The organism is Rothia sp. HMSC036D11 (assembly GCF_001814205.1).
Lineage (GTDB): Bacteria > Actinomycetota > Actinomycetes > Actinomycetales > Micrococcaceae > Rothia > Rothia dentocariosa.
Genome location: NZ_KV815316.1, coordinates 85,833 through 103,202, shown reverse-complemented (window position 1 = coordinate 103,202; position 17,370 = coordinate 85,833). Strand labels below are relative to the sequence as shown.

14 protein-coding genes and 1 tRNA gene are annotated in these 17,370 nt (G+C 54.7%); 10 read left to right on the top strand and 5 right to left on the bottom strand.

Annotation, left to right across the window (positions count from 1 at the left end):
* Positions 1-246 precede the first annotated feature (246 nt).
* The 4 genes from HMPREF2958_RS11030 to HMPREF2958_RS10190 form a co-directional block, all read right to left on the bottom strand.
* Positions 247-450 (bottom strand): hypothetical protein, encoded by a 204-nt coding sequence (locus tag HMPREF2958_RS11030; RefSeq protein WP_168165970.1) that lies wholly within the window; start codon positions 448-450, stop codon positions 247-249.
* 81 nt (positions 451-531) lie between these two features.
* Positions 532-1,476 carry an NADP-dependent oxidoreductase gene (locus HMPREF2958_RS10200; RefSeq protein WP_070697898.1) on the bottom strand — a complete coding sequence of 315 codons (945 nt, stop codon included), beginning with the start codon at positions 1,474-1,476 and terminating at the stop codon, positions 532-534.
* A gap of 222 nt (positions 1,477-1,698) precedes the next feature.
* Positions 1,699-2,220 carry an HXXEE domain-containing protein gene (locus HMPREF2958_RS10195; protein WP_246828131.1) on the bottom strand — a complete coding sequence of 174 codons (522 nt, stop codon included), beginning with the start codon at positions 2,218-2,220 and terminating at the stop codon, positions 1,699-1,701.
* 50 nt (positions 2,221-2,270) lie between these two features.
* Positions 2,271-2,888 carry a TetR/AcrR family transcriptional regulator gene (locus HMPREF2958_RS10190; protein WP_070697897.1) on the bottom strand — a complete coding sequence of 206 codons (618 nt, stop codon included), beginning with the start codon at positions 2,886-2,888 and terminating at the stop codon, positions 2,271-2,273.
* A gap of 116 nt (positions 2,889-3,004) precedes the next feature.
* On the opposite strand from HMPREF2958_RS10190, the gene HMPREF2958_RS10185 reads away from it, so the two are divergent.
* The gene (locus HMPREF2958_RS10185; RefSeq protein ID WP_070697896.1) at positions 3,005-4,249 is read left to right on the top strand and encodes an ABC transporter permease; all 1,245 of its coding nucleotides are present in this window, start codon (positions 3,005-3,007) and stop codon (positions 4,247-4,249) included.
* Positions 4,246-6,027, top strand: a complete 1,782-nt coding sequence (locus HMPREF2958_RS10180; protein ID WP_070697895.1) for an ATP-binding cassette domain-containing protein — start codon at positions 4,246-4,248, stop codon at positions 6,025-6,027. Before HMPREF2958_RS10185 ends, HMPREF2958_RS10180 begins: the two co-directional genes overlap by 4 nt.
* Before the next feature lie 218 nt (positions 6,028-6,245).
* Here HMPREF2958_RS10180 and HMPREF2958_RS10175 read toward each other — a convergent pair.
* Positions 6,246-6,318: transfer RNA gene (locus HMPREF2958_RS10175), tRNA-Arg, on the bottom strand.
* A gap of 118 nt (positions 6,319-6,436) precedes the next feature.
* Between HMPREF2958_RS10175 and argS the strand changes: the two genes are divergently transcribed.
* The 8 genes from argS to prfA all read left to right on the top strand — a co-directional run bounded on the left by argS (position 6,437) and on the right by prfA (position 17,363).
* On the top strand, positions 6,437-8,101 hold the full coding sequence (gene argS / locus HMPREF2958_RS10170; RefSeq protein WP_210400895.1) for an arginine--tRNA ligase: 1,665 nt from the start codon (positions 6,437-6,439) through the stop codon (positions 8,099-8,101).
* A complete protein-coding gene (locus HMPREF2958_RS11025; protein WP_168165929.1) occupies positions 8,101-8,256 on the top strand; it encodes a hypothetical protein in 156 nt (51 codons plus the stop codon). Before argS ends, HMPREF2958_RS11025 begins: the two co-directional genes overlap by 1 nt.
* A gap of 27 nt (positions 8,257-8,283) precedes the next feature.
* Positions 8,284-9,798: a diaminopimelate decarboxylase gene (lysA, locus tag HMPREF2958_RS10165; RefSeq protein ID WP_070697893.1), complete on the top strand. Its 1,515-nt coding sequence runs from the start codon at positions 8,284-8,286 to the stop codon at positions 9,796-9,798.
* Positions 9,799-10,004: 206 nt separating this feature from the next.
* On the top strand, positions 10,005-11,288 hold the full coding sequence (locus HMPREF2958_RS10160; RefSeq protein WP_070697892.1) for a homoserine dehydrogenase: 1,284 nt from the start codon (positions 10,005-10,007) through the stop codon (positions 11,286-11,288).
* Positions 11,289-11,367: 79 nt separating this feature from the next.
* Positions 11,368-12,468, top strand: coding sequence for a threonine synthase (gene thrC, locus HMPREF2958_RS10155; RefSeq protein ID WP_013398873.1), 1,101 nt, complete (start codon positions 11,368-11,370; stop codon positions 12,466-12,468).
* Positions 12,469-12,663: 195 nt separating this feature from the next.
* On the top strand, positions 12,664-13,644 hold the full coding sequence (thrB, locus tag HMPREF2958_RS10150; protein WP_070662764.1) for a homoserine kinase: 981 nt from the start codon (positions 12,664-12,666) through the stop codon (positions 13,642-13,644).
* Positions 13,645-14,029: 385 nt separating this feature from the next.
* Positions 14,030-16,117 (top strand): transcription termination factor Rho, encoded by a 2,088-nt coding sequence (gene rho, locus HMPREF2958_RS10145; RefSeq protein ID WP_070697891.1) that lies wholly within the window; start codon positions 14,030-14,032, stop codon positions 16,115-16,117.
* A gap of 163 nt (positions 16,118-16,280) precedes the next feature.
* Positions 16,281-17,363 carry a peptide chain release factor 1 gene (gene prfA / locus HMPREF2958_RS10140; RefSeq protein ID WP_004004426.1) on the top strand — a complete coding sequence of 361 codons (1,083 nt, stop codon included), beginning with the start codon at positions 16,281-16,283 and terminating at the stop codon, positions 17,361-17,363.
* The last annotated feature ends 7 nt before the right edge of the window (positions 17,364-17,370 follow it).

The following is a 17,370-nucleotide window of genomic DNA, read 5'->3' as shown; positions in this document are numbered from 1 at the left end:
ACACATAGCATGGTGTTTGGAAGTTGATAACCAAGTTGCCGGATGCGTAGGTTTCAGATGTATGGGGCGCCAGCCTTCTGGAACCTAGGATAGAGCTTGAGTTTACTACTGGATCTCGGCAGAAACCCGAGGGCTCGGTATAACACGTCGATGCGTGCGTGCGGCGTGCGACTGGGCACAGAATATAGACATATCGAATGATAGCGCTGTATCACCCAGAAAACCTGCAGAACAAGCCAAGATCAGCTACGATTTCTCAGCTCTTACATCCGCAAGGTCCCCACGTGTTCGTCGTTTAGAGCTTGGGTACCGCACCAATAACCCGGCGTCAGCGGCAGTGGCGCGCCTGCGGGGTTCGTGGTTGAGGGCGTAGAACGTGAAAAGTTCTGCTACGACGGCGTGCTCTATGATGCCGCCATAGCTGCGCGCCTTCACAGAGACGTGGACCATGTGCTGGCAGCCACCTCATCGTCTGGAGCGTCGGCAGCCCTATAAAGATTCAGGTTCTTCTTCCAGAGAACACGTAGAATCCTAAGGAACAAGCACCACTTTGCCGCGCACATGACGGGAGCCCACAAGCTCATGAGCCTTCGCTGCCTGCTCTAGCGGGAAAGTCTGATCTACGTGAACTTTCACAATCCCCAGCGACATGAGTCGAGCAATCTCACCCAGCTGATAACGGTCGGGATGCACCGTCAGCCACTCTGCCGTAAACCCGCGCTCGCGTGCAGTCTCTAAAGGATCGGGGCTTGTGAGGGTCACGATTCGACCGCCCGGAACCAGTACATCCAAAGAATCTACGAAGGTTTGTGCACCCGTAGAATTCAGTATCACATCAAGGGTAGGACCTAGAACCTGTCGGAAATCCTGGGTTGTATAGTCGATAAATTCTGCGCCCAAAGACTGTATAAACTCACGGTTTTTCTCAGAAGCCGTAGCGTAAACTGTAGCGCCAGCGTCGAGGGCAAGCTGAATCGCGAGATGACCAACACCGCCTGCGCCCGCATGGATCAGCACGCGCTCCCCAGCGCTAAGGTTCGCAACCTCAAAAAGTACCTGGTATGCCGTCAAGGCTGCCAGGGGAGCGGCGCCCAGCTGTTCGTCGGGAATATCTGCAGGGGCGCGCACAAGCTGATGGGTAGGAGCCAAAACGTATTCGGCATATGTCTTACCCGGATGCGGAAACTGCACCAGCCCGAAAACCTTCTCGCCTGGCTGGAATCCCGTGTAATCGCCCGCCGTTTCACAAACCAAACCGGCAACATCCCATCCTAAAACGGCGGGTTCTTGGTCAAGATTAATCAATGATGCTGCAGGGCCCAATCCCTTGCGCGTTGTAAGGTCTATAGGGTTAACACCAGCGGCGGTAACTTTGAGAAGAACATGCCCGCGAAGGGGTGAAGGCATAGGAGCCTCTGCAAAATGCAGGTTCTCGGGCTCACCCCATACGGTGAGCTGTACCTGGTGCATGGTCATGGTGAACCCCTTCTGCCTTGACGATAACGGTTGGAAACATTCTCTCAAGCGCAAGTCACGGGGCAAAATAGCATGTCATAAAAGGCAACTCTCACACGTGCCGTTCTCATGACGAGTATGTGCATATCTAGCTAAATTGAAGCCCTATCAGTTCCTGTAGTAGAGAGATATCAGCGTCGTGAGGGCTTATTGTCTAACTATAGAAACCCGGGAAACCCTGTATTACGCGATCTTCTGAATGAACGTTTCAATCTTTCCCGATAGCCGGTAAAGCATCTGTAGGTTAATAAGAACTACAGCACTCAAGACCACGGTCAAAATAACTAATTTGAGGTAATCGATATGCTGGGTAGCAAAGATAGCGTATAAGGTAATAGCGTTAAGCGGCATCGTAAATACTGCGGTCCTGCTGCCCGGTGCCCATCCAGGAAAGATAAACGCCTCACGGATATGAAGGATAAGATGCAGGATATAAGCGATAAAGATAGCTGTGACGGTCTCAATGGAATCAAATATGACCCCGCTAAAAAGGATCAGACAAGCAACAATAAATTCCTCACCGATCATGGCGGCAATAGCTGCGGTTGAGGGGTAATGGTCTTGCCCCGCTATAAAGATTTCGTCGTGGTACCGGTTATCGCTGGAGTACTTCTCGATGTAGCGGCGCACGAAGATGATCTCCTCAAATTCGTGCACCATAAACAGCGCAATGGTGATAAAAGCAAAACCTCCGACGGTCATCATGGTGACCTCCTAGAATTTCCGGACTATTTTATGGTGGGTTGCTAATTAGGCTAGATTTCTAAATCGCCGCGCATATATCGGTCTAAGGTGGGTCCGATAAGCTGCGCCGTCTGCTCAATAGAGAGCTTGGTTAGGGGTGGGATTCGTAGGATGTATCGGGTATAAATAAGCCCAAAAATCTGGGTTCCGGCGAGCGCAAGCCGCGTTTCGGCATTTTCTATCTGAAGCTGTGAGGCGAGGCGATCTAGAAGTTCTTCGTTAACGAAGCGGAGAAAAACTTTTTGTGACTCTTCGTGGGTACCAAGGTTACGAATCAGCCCGGTGAAGGCGGTGCCCACAGTAGGGGTTTCGATAGTTGTCAGTACGGCACGTATGTAGTGAGTACCGGGTGAGTCCGCCGCATCGGGCTGGTAGTCCGAGAGAATGTCAGGCAGCCCGCGAGAACGGAATACCTCAGAGATAGCGGCGGTGAACAGGTCTTCTTTGGTGCCGAAATAGTAGTGAATGAGCTTTGCATCAACGCCTGCGGCCTTACCAATTTTTCGGATGGTGGTTGCCTGGTAGCCGTGTTCGCTGAAGAGCTCGGTGGCAATCTGCAGGATGTGCCCTCGTTCGACTCCTCCTGCTCTGGGCCCGCGGCGTGGTAGGGGGTTCTCTGATGAATTCACGGTTTTACCTTCCCGCTTTCTGGTGGTTTTAGCCTAACAGCGGGGAAGTGCTTGCACAACCGAAAAAGCGGCTGTATGGTTAATTTCATCAACTGATGAAATAGGGAGGTGGGGTAGTGCAAGCCCTGATCATCAAGGAATTTCGCGAGTTGGCGCGCGATCGCCGCACCCTGGCGATGCTGGTGGTTCTGCCCGTGATTCTACTAATTGTTTTCGGTTATGCGGCGAATTTCTCGGTGGACAAGGTCTCGGTAGCTGTCATTGGATCGGAAGCACAATCTGCCGCCGACAAGCTTGATGATTACGGTGCCGCACGTGACAAACTTGATATCACTCAGGTGGATCACAACCGAGGGGTGGAAGACGCAGAGCAACTATTGCGCGATCGAAAAGCCGATGTGGTCGTCGTCGCTGACCGACCGGGCACCTCAGACAAACCCATATCGGAGCAGATGCGGGTCTATGCGGACGGCAGTAACCTTTTCATAACGCAAACGGCGCAGGGCACCTTCGTGCAGCTTTCCGCCGAGGATGCACAAAACCGCATTGCCGCAGCAAAATCCGCATACCGCAACGCGGCCGAACAAACACAGCGTGAACCTGCACCCGTGGCGGCGCAGGATTCTGCTGCAAGCCCGCAACCACGTTCGGGGTCTGGCGCAGCACTACCGGACTTTACGAATATGGAGAGTCCCACGTTCAATCCTGACGATCTTGTTACGGTGTTGTTTAACCCCGAGCTGAAAACATCGTGGGTCATGGTGCCGGGGCTTATCGGGCTGATTCTCTTGTTTATTGGCACGCTCATCACGAGTATCGGGCTAGTGCGTGAACGAGAGACCGGTACGCTGGAACAGCTTGCGGTCATGCCGCTTCGCCCTGTCTCTATCATCATGGGAAAGATTGTTCCCTACTTTATGCTTGCCATACTCGATATGGCGGTGATTACCACGCTTGGGGTGTGGCTTTTCGGTGTACCTTTCAACGGCAGTCTATGGCTGTTCGGACTCGCCGCCTTTGTATTCCTTTTCGTCGTGCTCGGTATTGGCGTGTTTATCTCCTCGATCTCGCAAAATACCGGGCAGGCTATTCAGATGGCAATTCTATTTATTGTGCCGCAGACTTTGCTCTCTGGGTTGATTTTCCCATTGGATTCGATGCCGTTGGGTATTCGGTGGATCAGCTACGCTCTGCCCTTGACCTGGTTCCGCGAAATTGCCCAGGGTATTATGCTCCGCTCAGCAACTCTAGAGGGAATCTGGTTCCCGCTCGTCATCCTGATTGCTATGGCGATTGTTGTCTTTGGCGCCGCAACGGCGCGGATGCGGTACACGCTTACACACGGAGGGGCACGCTCATGAAAACGGCTAATATTCGCCTTGAGCAGGCCACGGTGCGTTTTGGTACTCATACTGCACTCGATAGCTTCACGGGTGAATTCACGCCCGGAACAGTAACGGCGCTTATCGGCGGGGACGGCGCTGGCAAAACGACGCTTCTGAAATTGCTCGCCGGGCGTTTGAAGATGCACGAAGGACACAGTGACAACCTTCCGTTTAATCGAAATAACGTGGGATATCAGCCTGCAGACTCGGGCGTATGGCGTAATCTCTCGGTCGCCGAGAATATCGAGTTCATCGCACATACCTACGGTCTTGATTCTATGCAGACCCGTGTCCGTTCGGAAGAGCTTCTGCAGAAAGCCGGGCTAGATCACGTGACCGACCGGCTGGCGGGGCGGTTATCGGGTGGGATGCGGCAGAAACTCGGGGTGGTTCTCGCCACGCTACACCGTCCCGGACTGGTACTGCTTGACGAACCGACTACGGGAGTGGACCCCATCAGCAGGGCTCAACTGTGGAATCTCATGGCAGCCACGGCGGCCGATGGGGCAACCGTCGTCTTCGCCACCACATACCTTGACGAGGCAGAACGTGCCACACGGTTGTTCCTGCTCAACGACGGGCACCTGCTGGGATCTGGTACGCCCGACAAGGTAATATCACGCGTTCCTGGTTCAATCTGGCAGGCACCGGTGAACCTAGAAGCCGCGCAACAAGTACTCACCAGCCCATCCGCGTGGCGTCGGGCTAATACTGTCTACCGCTGGGATAAAGATGCACACCCCGCCCATCCCAAGGGTTTTACTCCCGCCCCCAAAGACCTAGAGAATGCAAACATTGCGCTGCTGCTGGGGAAAACTTCGGACAGTCATGATTTAAATACCCTACCTGCTGAGGCAGAGCGCAGCGAAAAACACCGAATAGCAGATAGCCTCAGCAGCGATACCTTAGTGCTGGCGGATAACGTGATCCGCGATTACGGCTCTTTTCGGGCGCTGAACGGCGTATCCTTGAGCGTTAAACCCGGTGAAATCGTGGGGCTGCTCGGGGGAAACGGTGCAGGTAAGACCACACTCATGCGGGTTTTACTTGGACTGGAAACCGCAACCTCAGGGAAAGCGACGTTATTCGGAAAGAAACCATCGCTTAGTAGCCGACGATATATCGGATACGTGGCACAGGGGCTTGGGCTGTACCCGTCACTATCTGCCCTGGAAAATCTGGAGTTTGCGGCTTCCGTTCAAGGAGTCGCCCTGAATAGGCAGGCTCGTGCTTTCGCAGAACGCTATGGCCGCGCCTCTGTCGCGAACCTGCCTTTGGGTACTAAACGCACTCTTGCGTATCTTGCTGCAGTGGGGCATGACCCTGCCCTTCTTGTGCTTGATGAGCCCACCTCCGGCATGGATGCGCTCACCCGTGCACGTCTCTGGGAGAACCTGCACGCCTTGGCCGATCGCGGTACAGGAATTTTGGTGACGACTCACTATATGCAGGAGGCCGCGCAATGCGACCGCCTCGTCATGCTTGCCGCAGGTGAGGTGACCGGCTCCGGAACCGTTGATGAAATCATAGCCGGGCATAGCTCGCTCGTCGTCACCACAGAGCACTGGGATGAGGCGTTTAAATTACTCCAAGATGCCAGTATTCCCGCGCTTTTGGACGGGCGCACCCTGCGGTTGCCCGGCGCTCGGCGCGACCCTGTCATTAAGGCCCTTAAACCGCTCGGTGAGAGCGTGCACATTCAAGAAGGCTCCGCAACGCTCGAAGAGACCATGATGCTTGATGCGGACACCTAACGGTAGTCTGTCGTTAAATACTCTTCAACACATGTGGTCTGTCTAAATAGTATTTAGACAGACCACATGTGTGTCATTGATTTGTGCCCTTAAAGGCTGAGGGGAGGAAGGTTCGAGCGTGCGAGAACTAAAGAGTCGACCGAAGGCGCTAAGCGCAACCTTCGACTTTTGAGCATATATAAGGTCTACCCGCTGAAGCGGATAGGCCAATAAAAAAGTGCCCTTGAAAGGATTCGAACCTTCGACTTCTTGCTCCGGAGGCAAGCGCTCTATCCACTGAGCTACAAGGGCTGACATATGAAATTTTGGCGACCGCCTTGGCCCCTCGACCGAAAACTAGGCGTTTCAGCCGCATACGGCGCACAAGCGAACCTCTATATCCTATCAGATGTTGCTAGAATATGTAGCTATGACTCCCGAAGAATTATCAGCAGCAATTGCTCAAGAACTCGATAAAACTATCGCATCCGGTCAGCTTACCCTCGCAGATAACGCAGAGCTTCCCCTCGCGCGCGTGGAACGCCCGAAATCTCGCGAACACGGTGACTGGGCGACTAATATTGCGCTGCAGCTCGCCAAGAAAGTTGGCAAGAATCCTCGCGAAGTAGCAGCCGTTCTCGCCGATAAAATTGCCTCAATTCCGGGGGTGTCAACGGTAGATATTGCTGGCCCCGGCTTCCTCAATATAACCCTGGATGCGGCTGCGGCAGGCACTCTCGCCGCCACCATCGTTGAAGCTGGAAAAACATACGGAACCAGCGATAAATTCGCGGGAAAAACCATTAACCTTGAATTCGTCTCGGCTAACCCCACCGGCCCCATCCACTTGGGCAGCACCCGCTGGGCGGCCGTAGGTGATGCGCTCGCCAATATCCTCGAAGCCGAGGGCGCAAATGTGGTGCGCGAATACTACTTCAACGATCACGGCACCCAAATTGATCGGTTCGTAAACTCGCTTCTTGCCGCTGCCAAGGGAGAGCCTACCCCTGAAGACGGCTATGCGGGCGCCTATATTACCGATATCAAAGATCAGATTCTCGCCCAACGCCCAGACGCGCTCGACGCCGAAAACCCCGCAGAAGTTTTCCGTGAAATCGGAACCGAGCTTATGTTCGCACAGATTAAAGAGTCTCTGCACCGTTTCGGTACCGACTTTGATGTCTTCTTCCACGAAAACTCGGTATTTGAATCTGGCGAGGCCGACCGCATCATTGAGCAGATGAAACAGGATGGTCAGCTTTTTGAATCCGAGGGCGCGTGGTGGATGCGCACCACTGACTACGGCGATGACAAAGACCGTGTGGTCATTAAATCGGATGGTAATCACGCCTATGTTGCTGGAGATATTGCGTATTTCCGCAATAAAATGACCCGTCCTGAGAACCCTGCGGACATAGCCATCTATATGCTTGGTGCAGACCATAGCGGCTACGTAGGACGACTCAAGGCTATCGCTCAAATTTTGGGGTACCGGACCGAGCAGATTGAGGTCATGATTGGGCAGCTGGTGAACCTTGTCAAGGACGGCAAACACGTGCGTATGTCGAAGCGCGCCGGTAACGTCGTCACCCTTGAAGACCTTGTAGAGGCTGTGGGTGTGGATGCGGCACGTTACGAACTGATCCGCTACTCGGTAGACAGCACAATTGATATCGATCTTGATCTGCTGGTGCAGAAGAGCAGCGATAACCCTGTCTATTATGTGCAGTATGCGCACGCCCGCACTGCGGCTGTAGAACGTAACGCCATTGATGCTGGCGTGCATCTTGTCGATGGCGTGGACACAGGGCTTCTGAATACGCCCGCAGATACTGAGCTTCTTGCAGTGCTGGGGCAATACCCGGCAACCGTGCGTACCGCAGCGGAATTCTACGAACCGCACCGCGTGAGCCGTTATCTGGAAAACCTTGCGGCGGCCTACCACAGCTGGTACGGCCTCTCGCGCGTGGCTCCGAAGGGCGATGAGCCAGTGACTGATCTGCACCGTACCCGTTTGCTTCTCAACAATGCAACACGTCAGGTACTCGCCAACGGATTGGGTCTGCTGGGGGTCACCGCCCCCGAGCGTATGTAATGCCGAACCGACCGGAAGCTGCGTACCCCGCCAACACGATGACGGGGCACGCGGCTTTTGTCTATCGGTTCATCCGCTATCTGAACACCACCTATGAGCAGCATCGTGGCAGCAAGGCGTTCCGATATAGTGGTGATGGCATCACGAATCTGTGACCGTGACACAAGACCCGAGGACTATGCATGAGCGACGCACAATCCCTGTACGCCCCCGACTGGCTTACCTGCCCCGAATATCCGGCCGAGCTGAACCGTACCATCTGGACGGACTCATTTCAGCGTAATCATGGGGGAGAGCTAACCATCGACGGCATTGCAGCGAGTGAGCTTGTCAAAGAGTTCGATACTCCGCAGTACGTATTTTCGGAAGATACATTCCGAGCTAGGGCACGCGGGTACCGCCAGGCATTCGAGGATGCTTTCGCCCGGTATGGCGCGCAGGTGAGTGTCTACTACGCGGGAAAGTCATTCCTGTGCACATCCGTGGCGCGGTGGGCGCATGAAGAAGGTTTGTGTCTTGATACGGCATCGGGAGGGGAACTGGCGATTGCCCTGCGGGCTCAGGTTTCCGGGCAAAATATCGCGCTGCACGGTAATAACAAGTCGCGCGGCGAGATTGCGCGCGCCATCAAACACGGGGTAGGGCGTGTGGTGGCAGATTCCGTTGACGAGCTTAAACTCATCGCGGATGTGCATGCCGAGCTGAACGCAGAACGCGCCGCTGCGGGGCAGGAGCCGTATCCGGCGGTTCCCGTGCTCGTTCGGATTACGCCCGGTGTACATGCCTCCACCCACGAATCTATTGCTACGGCGCATGAAGATCAAAAATTTGGGATGTCGCTTCAGCCTGGAACCGCGCGTCTTGCCGGGTTAGAGACAGATGAACTTGAGTATTGGTCAACCACTGAGGACGAATCCTACGCGATGCTTGCCGCCGGTATCCTCACCGCCACAGACTCCATGGATTTTCGGGGGATTCACTGCCATATAGGTTCGCAGATTTTTGAGGCGCAGGGCTTCGAACAAGCGGCAGATACTGCCCTTACCTTTATGCATGCCGTGAACCAGAAATACGGTATCGGTCTGCCTGAGCTTGACCTGGGCGGCGGCTACGGTATCGGTTATACCGAGGCCGATACCCCGCGCAGTATTGAGCAGATTACTGTCTCGATTGCGGATGCGGTCGCGGCAACCTGCGAGCGTCTTGGCGTGACAATTCCGCATATGTCTTTTGAACCTGGCCGCTCGATTTCAGGCCCCTCAGGGGTGACGCTCTACACCGTCGGCACCATTAAAAACGTGAGTATTGAGGATGAACACGGTCAGATTCGAGTGCGCCGGTACGTCTCGGTGGACGGGGGCATGAGCGATAATGCGCGCCCGGTGCTCTATGACGCCGACTATGCGGTAACCTTGGCGAACCGCGCCCCGGCGGGAGAGCAGGTGCTTTCACGCGTGGTAGGTAAACACTGCGAATCGGGTGATATTGTGGTGCGGTATTGCTATCTTCCTGCTGACCTGCGTTCGGGGGATATTCTCGCGGTGCCAGCTACCGGTGCGTACTGTTATGTGCTGGGATCGAACTATAACTATCTGAGCCGTCCGCCGGTTATTGCTACGTCGGCGGGGGAGGCGGCGCATCCTATTATTCGTCGACAAAGCGAAGATGAGATGCTTGCTCTCGATACGGGCTTCTAGTACGGGCACCAAATCTTTTCCGCATGATGACCCCGCATGGCGTATGTTTGGGTAAGAAACTGCTTGTAATATAACGACACCCCCGTAAATGGCGGTAATGTTGGCGTCTTGACCGCGTCCAGGCGCCGCTCTCTTGATACAGTTGATGATGACGTCGCCCGTTCGTACAGGCGCGTTCACCACTCGGTCAAAATGTAGGAGATAACGTGACTGACACCATTAAGGTTGCTCTGCTCGGCGCTGGGAACGTTGGTTCTCAGGTAGCGCGTATTTTTAGTGAGGATAGCGCGGTTCTCAAAGAACGGATAGGTGCGCCTGTTGAGCTGATCGGTATAGCCGTGCGTGATACTGCGGCTAAACGCCACTGGGATGCCGACCCAGGGCTGTATACCACCGATGCAGACGCCCTGATTGATGCTGCCGACGTGGTGATTGAGCTGACCGGCGGTATTGAACCTGCACGAACCCGCATTCTGCGCGCTCTAGAGGCAGGTAAATCGGTGGTTTCAGGGAATAAAGCGCTCCTGGCAAAGCACGGTGTTGAGCTTCAGGCTGCTGCCGATAAGTCCGGTGCACAGCTTTCCTATGAGGCGGCGGTCGCCGGTGCAATTCCGATTTTGCGCCCCCTGCGCGATTCTTTGGCAGGCGATACCGTAACACGTGTGCTGGGCATTATGAACGGCACCACCAACTACATTCTGGACCAGATGGATACCACCGGCGCAACCTTTGCCGATGCGCTCAAAGACGCCCAGGAACTCGGCTACGCCGAGGCAGACCCCACCGCCGACGTTGAAGGCCACGATGCCGCATCAAAGGCTGCTATTGTAGCCTCATTGGCGTTCCATTCTGATTTCACCATTGATGACGTTCACGTTGAGGGTATTACCGCCGTAAGCGCCGATGACGTTGCCGCTGCAGATGCCGACGGCTACGTGATTAAACTCCTGGCTATTTGTGAGCGCGACGGTGATGGAGTCAATATTCGCGTAGCTCCTACGCTCATTCCACGGCAGCATCCGCTAGCAGGTGTCCATGGCGCATTTAATGCCGTGTTTGTACAGGCGCAGAACGCAGGCGAGCTGATGTTCTACGGTCCCGGTGCCGGTGGGGCACCGACCGCTTCTGCCGTTCTGGGTGATTTTGTGTCGTTAGCGCGCCGCTTGGTATTAGGTGGTCCGGGTGTGCCCGAGTCCTCTTACGCGCAGCTACCCGCTACCGGGCTGGGCAATATCGTGTCCCGCTACTCGGTAGGCATGCTGGTTGATGACAAATTAGGCGTGCTCGCAAATATTGCCCGTATTTTCGCCGAACACGGCATTTCGGTGGATTCTTTGCGTCAATCTACTCCGCGGGATGGCGCCGCACAGATTCGCCTTGTGACGCACTCTGCCAAAGACTCTGACCTGCGCCGCGCGATCGCGGTGATCGACGGTTTAGATACTGTGCGTGAGATTATTTCCGTGATTCGCGTCGAGTCCGGTAAATAGATCAGGAAGACTAGAATTTCAGCGCGGAAATTCTCAAGTCCGCGCGAGTAAAACCATCAGCAGAAAGTAGGAGAATCCCATGGCACATGTGTGGCAGGGCGTCATTAACGAATACCGCGACCGTCTTCCGTTCGGGGACGAGGTAAAACCGGTAACTCTAGGCGAAGGCGGAACCCCGCTGATTCACGCACCGGCGCTGTCAGCGCAGACTGGCAATACGGTATACCTCAAATTCGAGGGGATGAACCCCACCGGATCTTTCAAAGACCGCGGCATGACGAGCGCTATTACTGCCGCTAAACGCGAAGGTGCGAAGGCTGTTGTGTGTGCTTCGACCGGTAATACTTCAGCGTCGGCAGCGGCATATGCGCTTCAAGCGGGGATGCGCTGCGCGGTACTCGTGCCGGACGGTAAGATTTCGATGGGCAAACTCTCGCAGGCCATCGCCCACGGCGCTGATATTATTCAGATTGACGGAAACTTCGATAACTGCCTCGAAATTGCCCGTAAACTCAGCGAGAATTACCCAGTATTCTTGGTGAACTCGGTGAACCCCTACCGCATTGAGGGTCAGAAGACCGGTTCTTTTGAGGTCGTCGACACCCTGGGAGACGCCCCCGATTACCATCTGCTCCCGGTAGGTAACGCGGGCAATATTACCGCTTATTGGAAGGGTTACAAGGAGTATTCAGAACCCTATACGAACCGTGACGGCAAGGTCCTAGAGCCGGTTGCCACCAAGCGACCCATCATGTGGGGTTTCCAAGCAGCCGGCGCGGCTCCGATTGTTGCAGGGCACCCGATTGACACTCCCGAAACGATTGCGACCGCGATTCGTATCGGCAACCCTGCCTCATGGGAGAAAGCTGAGGCGGCACGCGACGAATCCGGCGGCGTGATTGAGGCCGTTACCGATGAAGAGATTCTTGAGGCGCACCGCTGGCTCTCTTCCCGCGAGGGCGTTTTCGTTGAGCCCGCATCTGCCGCTGGTGTTGCGGGTCTGCTCAAGAAACATCGCGCGGGTGAGGCTCCCGAGGGCAAGACCATTGTCATTACGGTGACGGGTCACGGTTTGAAGGATCCGCAGTGGGCGCTGGAACCGGTCAACGGTGCGAAAGTTGAACCGACCAAGGCAGCCTTCGATGTTGTGGCTGTGGCAGATATTCTTGACCTGAACTAACCACCCTATAGCCTGTTAACCGATAGGTCGATGCGCCCTTGTCCGAGAAAATTTTCTTGGGCAAGGGCGTCTTATTCTGTCCGTAACCCGCTCAATGCTAGGATAAATTCTCGTAAAGTAAGTGACATTAGTGTTGTTCCACCGCTTGAACAGCACAGTATGCGCTCCTAACATCCACATGTACCCGAGGTTTCCATGTCGAATTCCGATACCCCTATCACATGCGCAGATATTCCTGTCGGTAAAACCGTCACCGTCAAGGTTCCGGCATCAAGTGCTAACCTCGGGCCCGGCTACGATACCTTAGGGGTGGCTTTAGGGTTTTATGATGAACTTAGGGTTGAGTGTATTTCTGAAGGTTTAGAATTTGAGCTTTCCGGCGAGGGCAGTGAGGCCGTACCGCGCGATGAAACCCATCTGGTGATTCAGGCGATGCATGCCGCCTTCGAGAGGGGCGGGCTTCATGAGTTCCCCGCCCTCAGGCTGACGGCACACAACCGTATTCCGCATTCACGTGGCATGGGCTCATCTGCCTCCGCTATTGTTGCGGGCGTTGCGGCGGCTTCCGGGTTGCTTCCCGAGCACGCTCAATTGAGTCGTGACCAGATTCTTCAAGTAGCTTCAGACCTTGAAGGGCACCCCGATAATGTGGCGCCTTCGGTGTATGGTTCGCTGTCAATATCCTGGGGCGAACTGGGGGACTGGCGTTCGTTGGTCGTACCGGTTCATTCTGCCGTTGTACCTATCGTAGCGGTGCCCGATTATGAAGTTTCTACAAAACTTGCGCGTTCGCTGATTCCCGCCGAGATTCCGCATGAGCAGGCTGCGGCAAACTCAGGTCGTGCCGCTTTATTGATTCAAGCCCTTTCGCAGGCACCGGAGTATCTTATGGATGCGACCGTGGACTATCTGCATCAGGGCTACCGTGTACCTGCGATGCAGCCGAGTGCGGCGCTGGTTGCCTATCTGCGTGATCGGCAGCTTCCCGCCGTAATTTCGGGGGCCGGACCTACCGTATTAACCTTCTCCCGTAGCTGTGAAGAAGTCGCTGCAGCACAGCGAGCGATTGCTGAGTTTGAGGCTACTCATGAGGGGAGCGAATATGAGGGGCGTCGCCTGTCATGGCGCGTCATGCCCCTTGAAATCGATGCAGAAGGTGTTATAGTTACACAGTAAGGTGTTTTTCACCTGTATGGTTTATCGTGTTTGTTTTATCTCCCGGTCGCACGAAGAACCGCCACATCCGGGAATGGAAAGTATTTTCTTTGAACCACGTCTTTTTGTGTGTTCGCGTATGCTTCTTCTTCCGTGGGGAGCTCGCGAGGAAATATTTTTCTGTGGTTATGTATTTTTGCCTCACTTCACAAGGACTTTGCCGTTTCTTGACCTCACGTAACGACGGTTCGAAAGTGAGTGCCTCGGATATATGAGGCAATACAGCGTAGCGCGATACCGCACAGTATGCGGTATGTAGTTTCTACACTGTATGCATGATGAGAAAAACCCGATCCTCAATTCTGAGAGGATTTTCTGGGTGTCCCTGACTAAAAGGATAAATCGTTTGGCAAAGAACATTGTCGTGATCGAGGATAATGGCACCGGTTCCGGTGACGCCTTCTCCGAATTCAGCGGCTTGAAGGTCGCACAGCTTCGTACTCTCGCTCAGCAGCTCGGTATTCGTGGATACCTGAAAATGAAGAAAGCTGAGCTTGTGGAAGCGTTAACCCTGCATCAGCGCGGCGGCACCACCGAAGGTGCCGAGGCTGCCTCGACTCAAGAAAGCACGAAAACTTCTAAAAACACCCGCTCAAAGTCGCAAGATTCTCAAGCGCAGGATGAGACTCCGGCACAGAAGCGTGCGCGTAGTCGCAAGGCCGCTAAGGCAGCTTCTGAAGAAGCCGCTAAACCTGATGAGGCTTCCTCAACAAAGAAATCTTCCGAAGAAGCAGCATCTGGCGAGACTACCGAGACCCCCGAGCGCGAGGAACGTACCACTCGCCGCACTCGAAATTCACGATCTCGGAAAGACCGTGAAGCTAAGAACGGTCGCGGTCCCCAAGAGGGTAAGAATGCGGATTTGCCTCCCTTAGATGTGAAAGCAGAACTGGCTTCTGAAAGCATCGGTTCGCGTTCTGCACAGCGTGATCTTCCCGAGAATTCCGCCGATTTGAAAGCCACAACTTCGGACGGCTCTACTACCCTGGACTCCATTACGGCGGCTCTGGATATGACTTTCGGCTCTGAACCTGAGAAGCCGACTAAACGTACACGCACACGCGAGCGGAATAACCGTCGTAAGGGCGAAGAAGAGGCCGAAGAGCGCACTAGCCGCCGTAACAAGCGTGACCGTTCTGAGAAGAATGAGCGTTCCGAGAAAAACGATCAACGATCTGAAAAGAATCAGAATCGTGAGGAGCGCACTAGCCGCCGCAATAAGCGTGACCGCTATGAAAAGAACGATCGTCGTAACCGTCGTGGGGACTCCGATGAGCCTCAGGTGAATGAGGACGACGTACTGGCACCTATTTCCGGTGTCCTCGATATCCTCGATAATTATGCTTTTGTGCGTACCTCCGGCTATCTGCCTGGTCCGAACGATGTCTATGTATCCCTGGCTCAGGTTAAGCGTTACCACATGCGTAAGGGTGACCATATTCTGGGCGCTATTCGCGTGCCGCGCGAGGGAGAACAAAACTCGCGCCAGCGTTTCAACGCGCTTGTGAAAGTTGAAGCTATTAATGGGCAGCCTGTGGAAGAAGCTTCCAGCCGTCGTGAGTTCTCGAAACTTACCCCGCTGTATCCCAAGGAACGACTGCGCCTAGAGACCACCCCGAAGAAACTGGGTACCCGTGTTGTTGATCTGGTATCTCCGATCGGTAAAGGTCAACGCGGTCTGATCGTCTCGCCGCCAAAGGCCGGTAAAACCCTTATGTTGCAGTCGATCGCGAACGCTATTACTGCCAACAACCCTGAGGTTTACCTCATGATGGTTTTGGTGGATGAACGCCCTGAAGAAGTAACCGACATGCAGCGCACGGTCTCCGGCGAGGTTATAGCTTCAACCTTCGACCGTCCTGCTGAGGATCACACCACCGTCGCTGAGTTGGCTATCGAACGCGCTAAGCGCATGGTTGAGCTGGGCTACGATGTGGTTGTGCTGCTGGACTCCATGACTCGCTTGGGGCGTGCCTACAACCTGGCGGCTCCCGCCTCCGGTCGTATTCTGTCCGGCGGTGTCGATTCTGCCGCTCTGTACCCGCCGAAGAAATTCTTCGGTGCTGCTCGTAACATCGAAGAAGGTGGCTCGCTTACTATTCTGGCGACGGCTCTGGTAGAGACCGGCTCGAAGATGGATGAAGTTATCTTCGAAGAGTTCAAGGGCACCGGTAATATGGAACTGCGTCTGTCACGTCAGCTCGCGGATAAGCGTATTTTCCCGGCGGTGGATATTAACGCCTCCGGCACACGCCGCGAAGAGAATCTGCTCTCTCCGGACGAAGTTAAGATTATGTGGGGTCTGCGCCGTGCTCTGGCTGGTATGGAACCCGAGCAGGCTCTAAATATTCTTACGAACCAGCTTCGGAAGACTGAGAGCAACGTTGAATTCTTGCTGACCGTTCAGAAGAATGGGCTGCGCCTTGTGGATTAGCAAGGTAACCGTCTCGTAGCGGTTATCGCACAGCATTGTTCGCCCCGTACCGCCCAAAAGATTGTGCGGTACGGGGTGTGCGGTGCCTAGACCCTGTAATAATGAAGTGAAGATATACGCGAGTCCCGAAAATCGGCGCGTATACAAAGGTAAGAGAGCAAAAATGTTTGAGTCTATCCAGGTGCTCCTTGACGAGCACACTGAGCTTCAGGAGCAGCTGGCTGACCCCGCCGTTCAGGCAAATCAGGGGAAGGCTCGCCGCGTGGGGCGGCGTTATGCGGAACTCACCGGTATCGTGACCGCATATAACAAATACAAGTCTTTGGCGGATGACTTAGAAGCGGCGCGTGAAATGGCCTCAGAAGACCCCGATTTTGCGGCTGAGATTCCTACTCTTGAGGCCGAGCTTGAAGAAGCCCAAGAGAGGTTACGCCGTCTTTTGATCCCTCGTGATCCTGATGATGGCCGCAACGTTATTCTTGAGGTCAAAGCGGGTGCGGGCGGCGACGAGGCGGCTCTCTTCGCGGGTGATCTTTTGCGCATGTATCTGCGTTATGCCGAGCATAAGGGCTGGAAGACTGAGGTTATTTCCTCCACCAGTACCGATGTGGGTGGGTACAAGGATGCCCAGATAGCAATCAAGGGAACCTCCAACGAACCTGCCGAAGGCGTATGGGCACACATGAAATATGAAGGCGGCGTGCATCGAGTTCAGCGTGTTCCCGCGACCGAATCGCAGGGGCGCATTCACACGTCGGCTGCGGGCGTGCTTGTATTTCCTGAGGTTGATGAGCCCGAAGAGATCGAGATCAGTCAGAACGACCTGAAGATTGATGTTTACCGTTCTTCCGGTCCCGGCGGGCAGTCTGTGAATACAACCGACTCTGCCGTGCGTATTACTCACCTTCCTACGGGCATTGTTGTGGCTATGCAGAATGAGAAATCACAGCTGCAGAACCGCGAAGCTGCAATGCGCGTGCTGCGTGCCCGTTTGCTGGCGCATCAGCAGGAACAGATCGACGCTGAGAACGCCGCGCATCGTGCCTCTCAGGTGCGTACGATGGACCGTTCGGAACGCATACGTACCTACAACTTCCCCGAGAACCGTATTGCCGACCATCGTACCGGATACAAAGCATATAACTTAGACGCGGTTTTGGACGGCGACCTTGATCCAGTCGTGCAGTCTGCCATCGAAATGGATGAGGCTCACCGACTGGAACAGGTTGGCCAAGAGCAGGAATAATCCGAGG

Excerpts from the sequence above, each read along its gene's own strand:
- HMPREF2958_RS11030 (WP_168165970.1), bottom strand. The coding sequence starts at position 450 with ATGGTCCACGTCTCTGTGAAGGCGCGCAGCTATGGCGGCATCATAGAG.
- HMPREF2958_RS10200 (WP_070697898.1), bottom strand. The coding sequence starts at position 1,476 with ATGACCATGCACCAGGTACAGCTCACCGTATGGGGTGAGCCCGAGAAC.
- HMPREF2958_RS10195 (WP_246828131.1), bottom strand. The coding sequence starts at position 2,220 with ATGATGACCGTCGGAGGTTTTGCTTTTATCACCATTGCGCTGTTTATG.
- HMPREF2958_RS10180 (WP_070697895.1), top strand. The coding sequence starts at position 4,246 with ATGAAAACGGCTAATATTCGCCTTGAGCAGGCCACGGTGCGTTTTGGT.
- argS (WP_210400895.1), top strand. The coding sequence starts at position 6,437 with ATGACTCCCGAAGAATTATCAGCAGCAATTGCTCAAGAACTCGATAAA.
- HMPREF2958_RS11025 (WP_168165929.1), top strand. The coding sequence starts at position 8,101 with ATGCCGAACCGACCGGAAGCTGCGTACCCCGCCAACACGATGACGGGG.
- lysA (WP_070697893.1), top strand. The coding sequence starts at position 8,284 with ATGAGCGACGCACAATCCCTGTACGCCCCCGACTGGCTTACCTGCCCC.
- thrC (WP_013398873.1), top strand. The coding sequence starts at position 11,368 with ATGGCACATGTGTGGCAGGGCGTCATTAACGAATACCGCGACCGTCTT.
- thrB (WP_070662764.1), top strand. The coding sequence starts at position 12,664 with ATGTCGAATTCCGATACCCCTATCACATGCGCAGATATTCCTGTCGGT.
- prfA (WP_004004426.1), top strand. The coding sequence starts at position 16,281 with ATGTTTGAGTCTATCCAGGTGCTCCTTGACGAGCACACTGAGCTTCAG.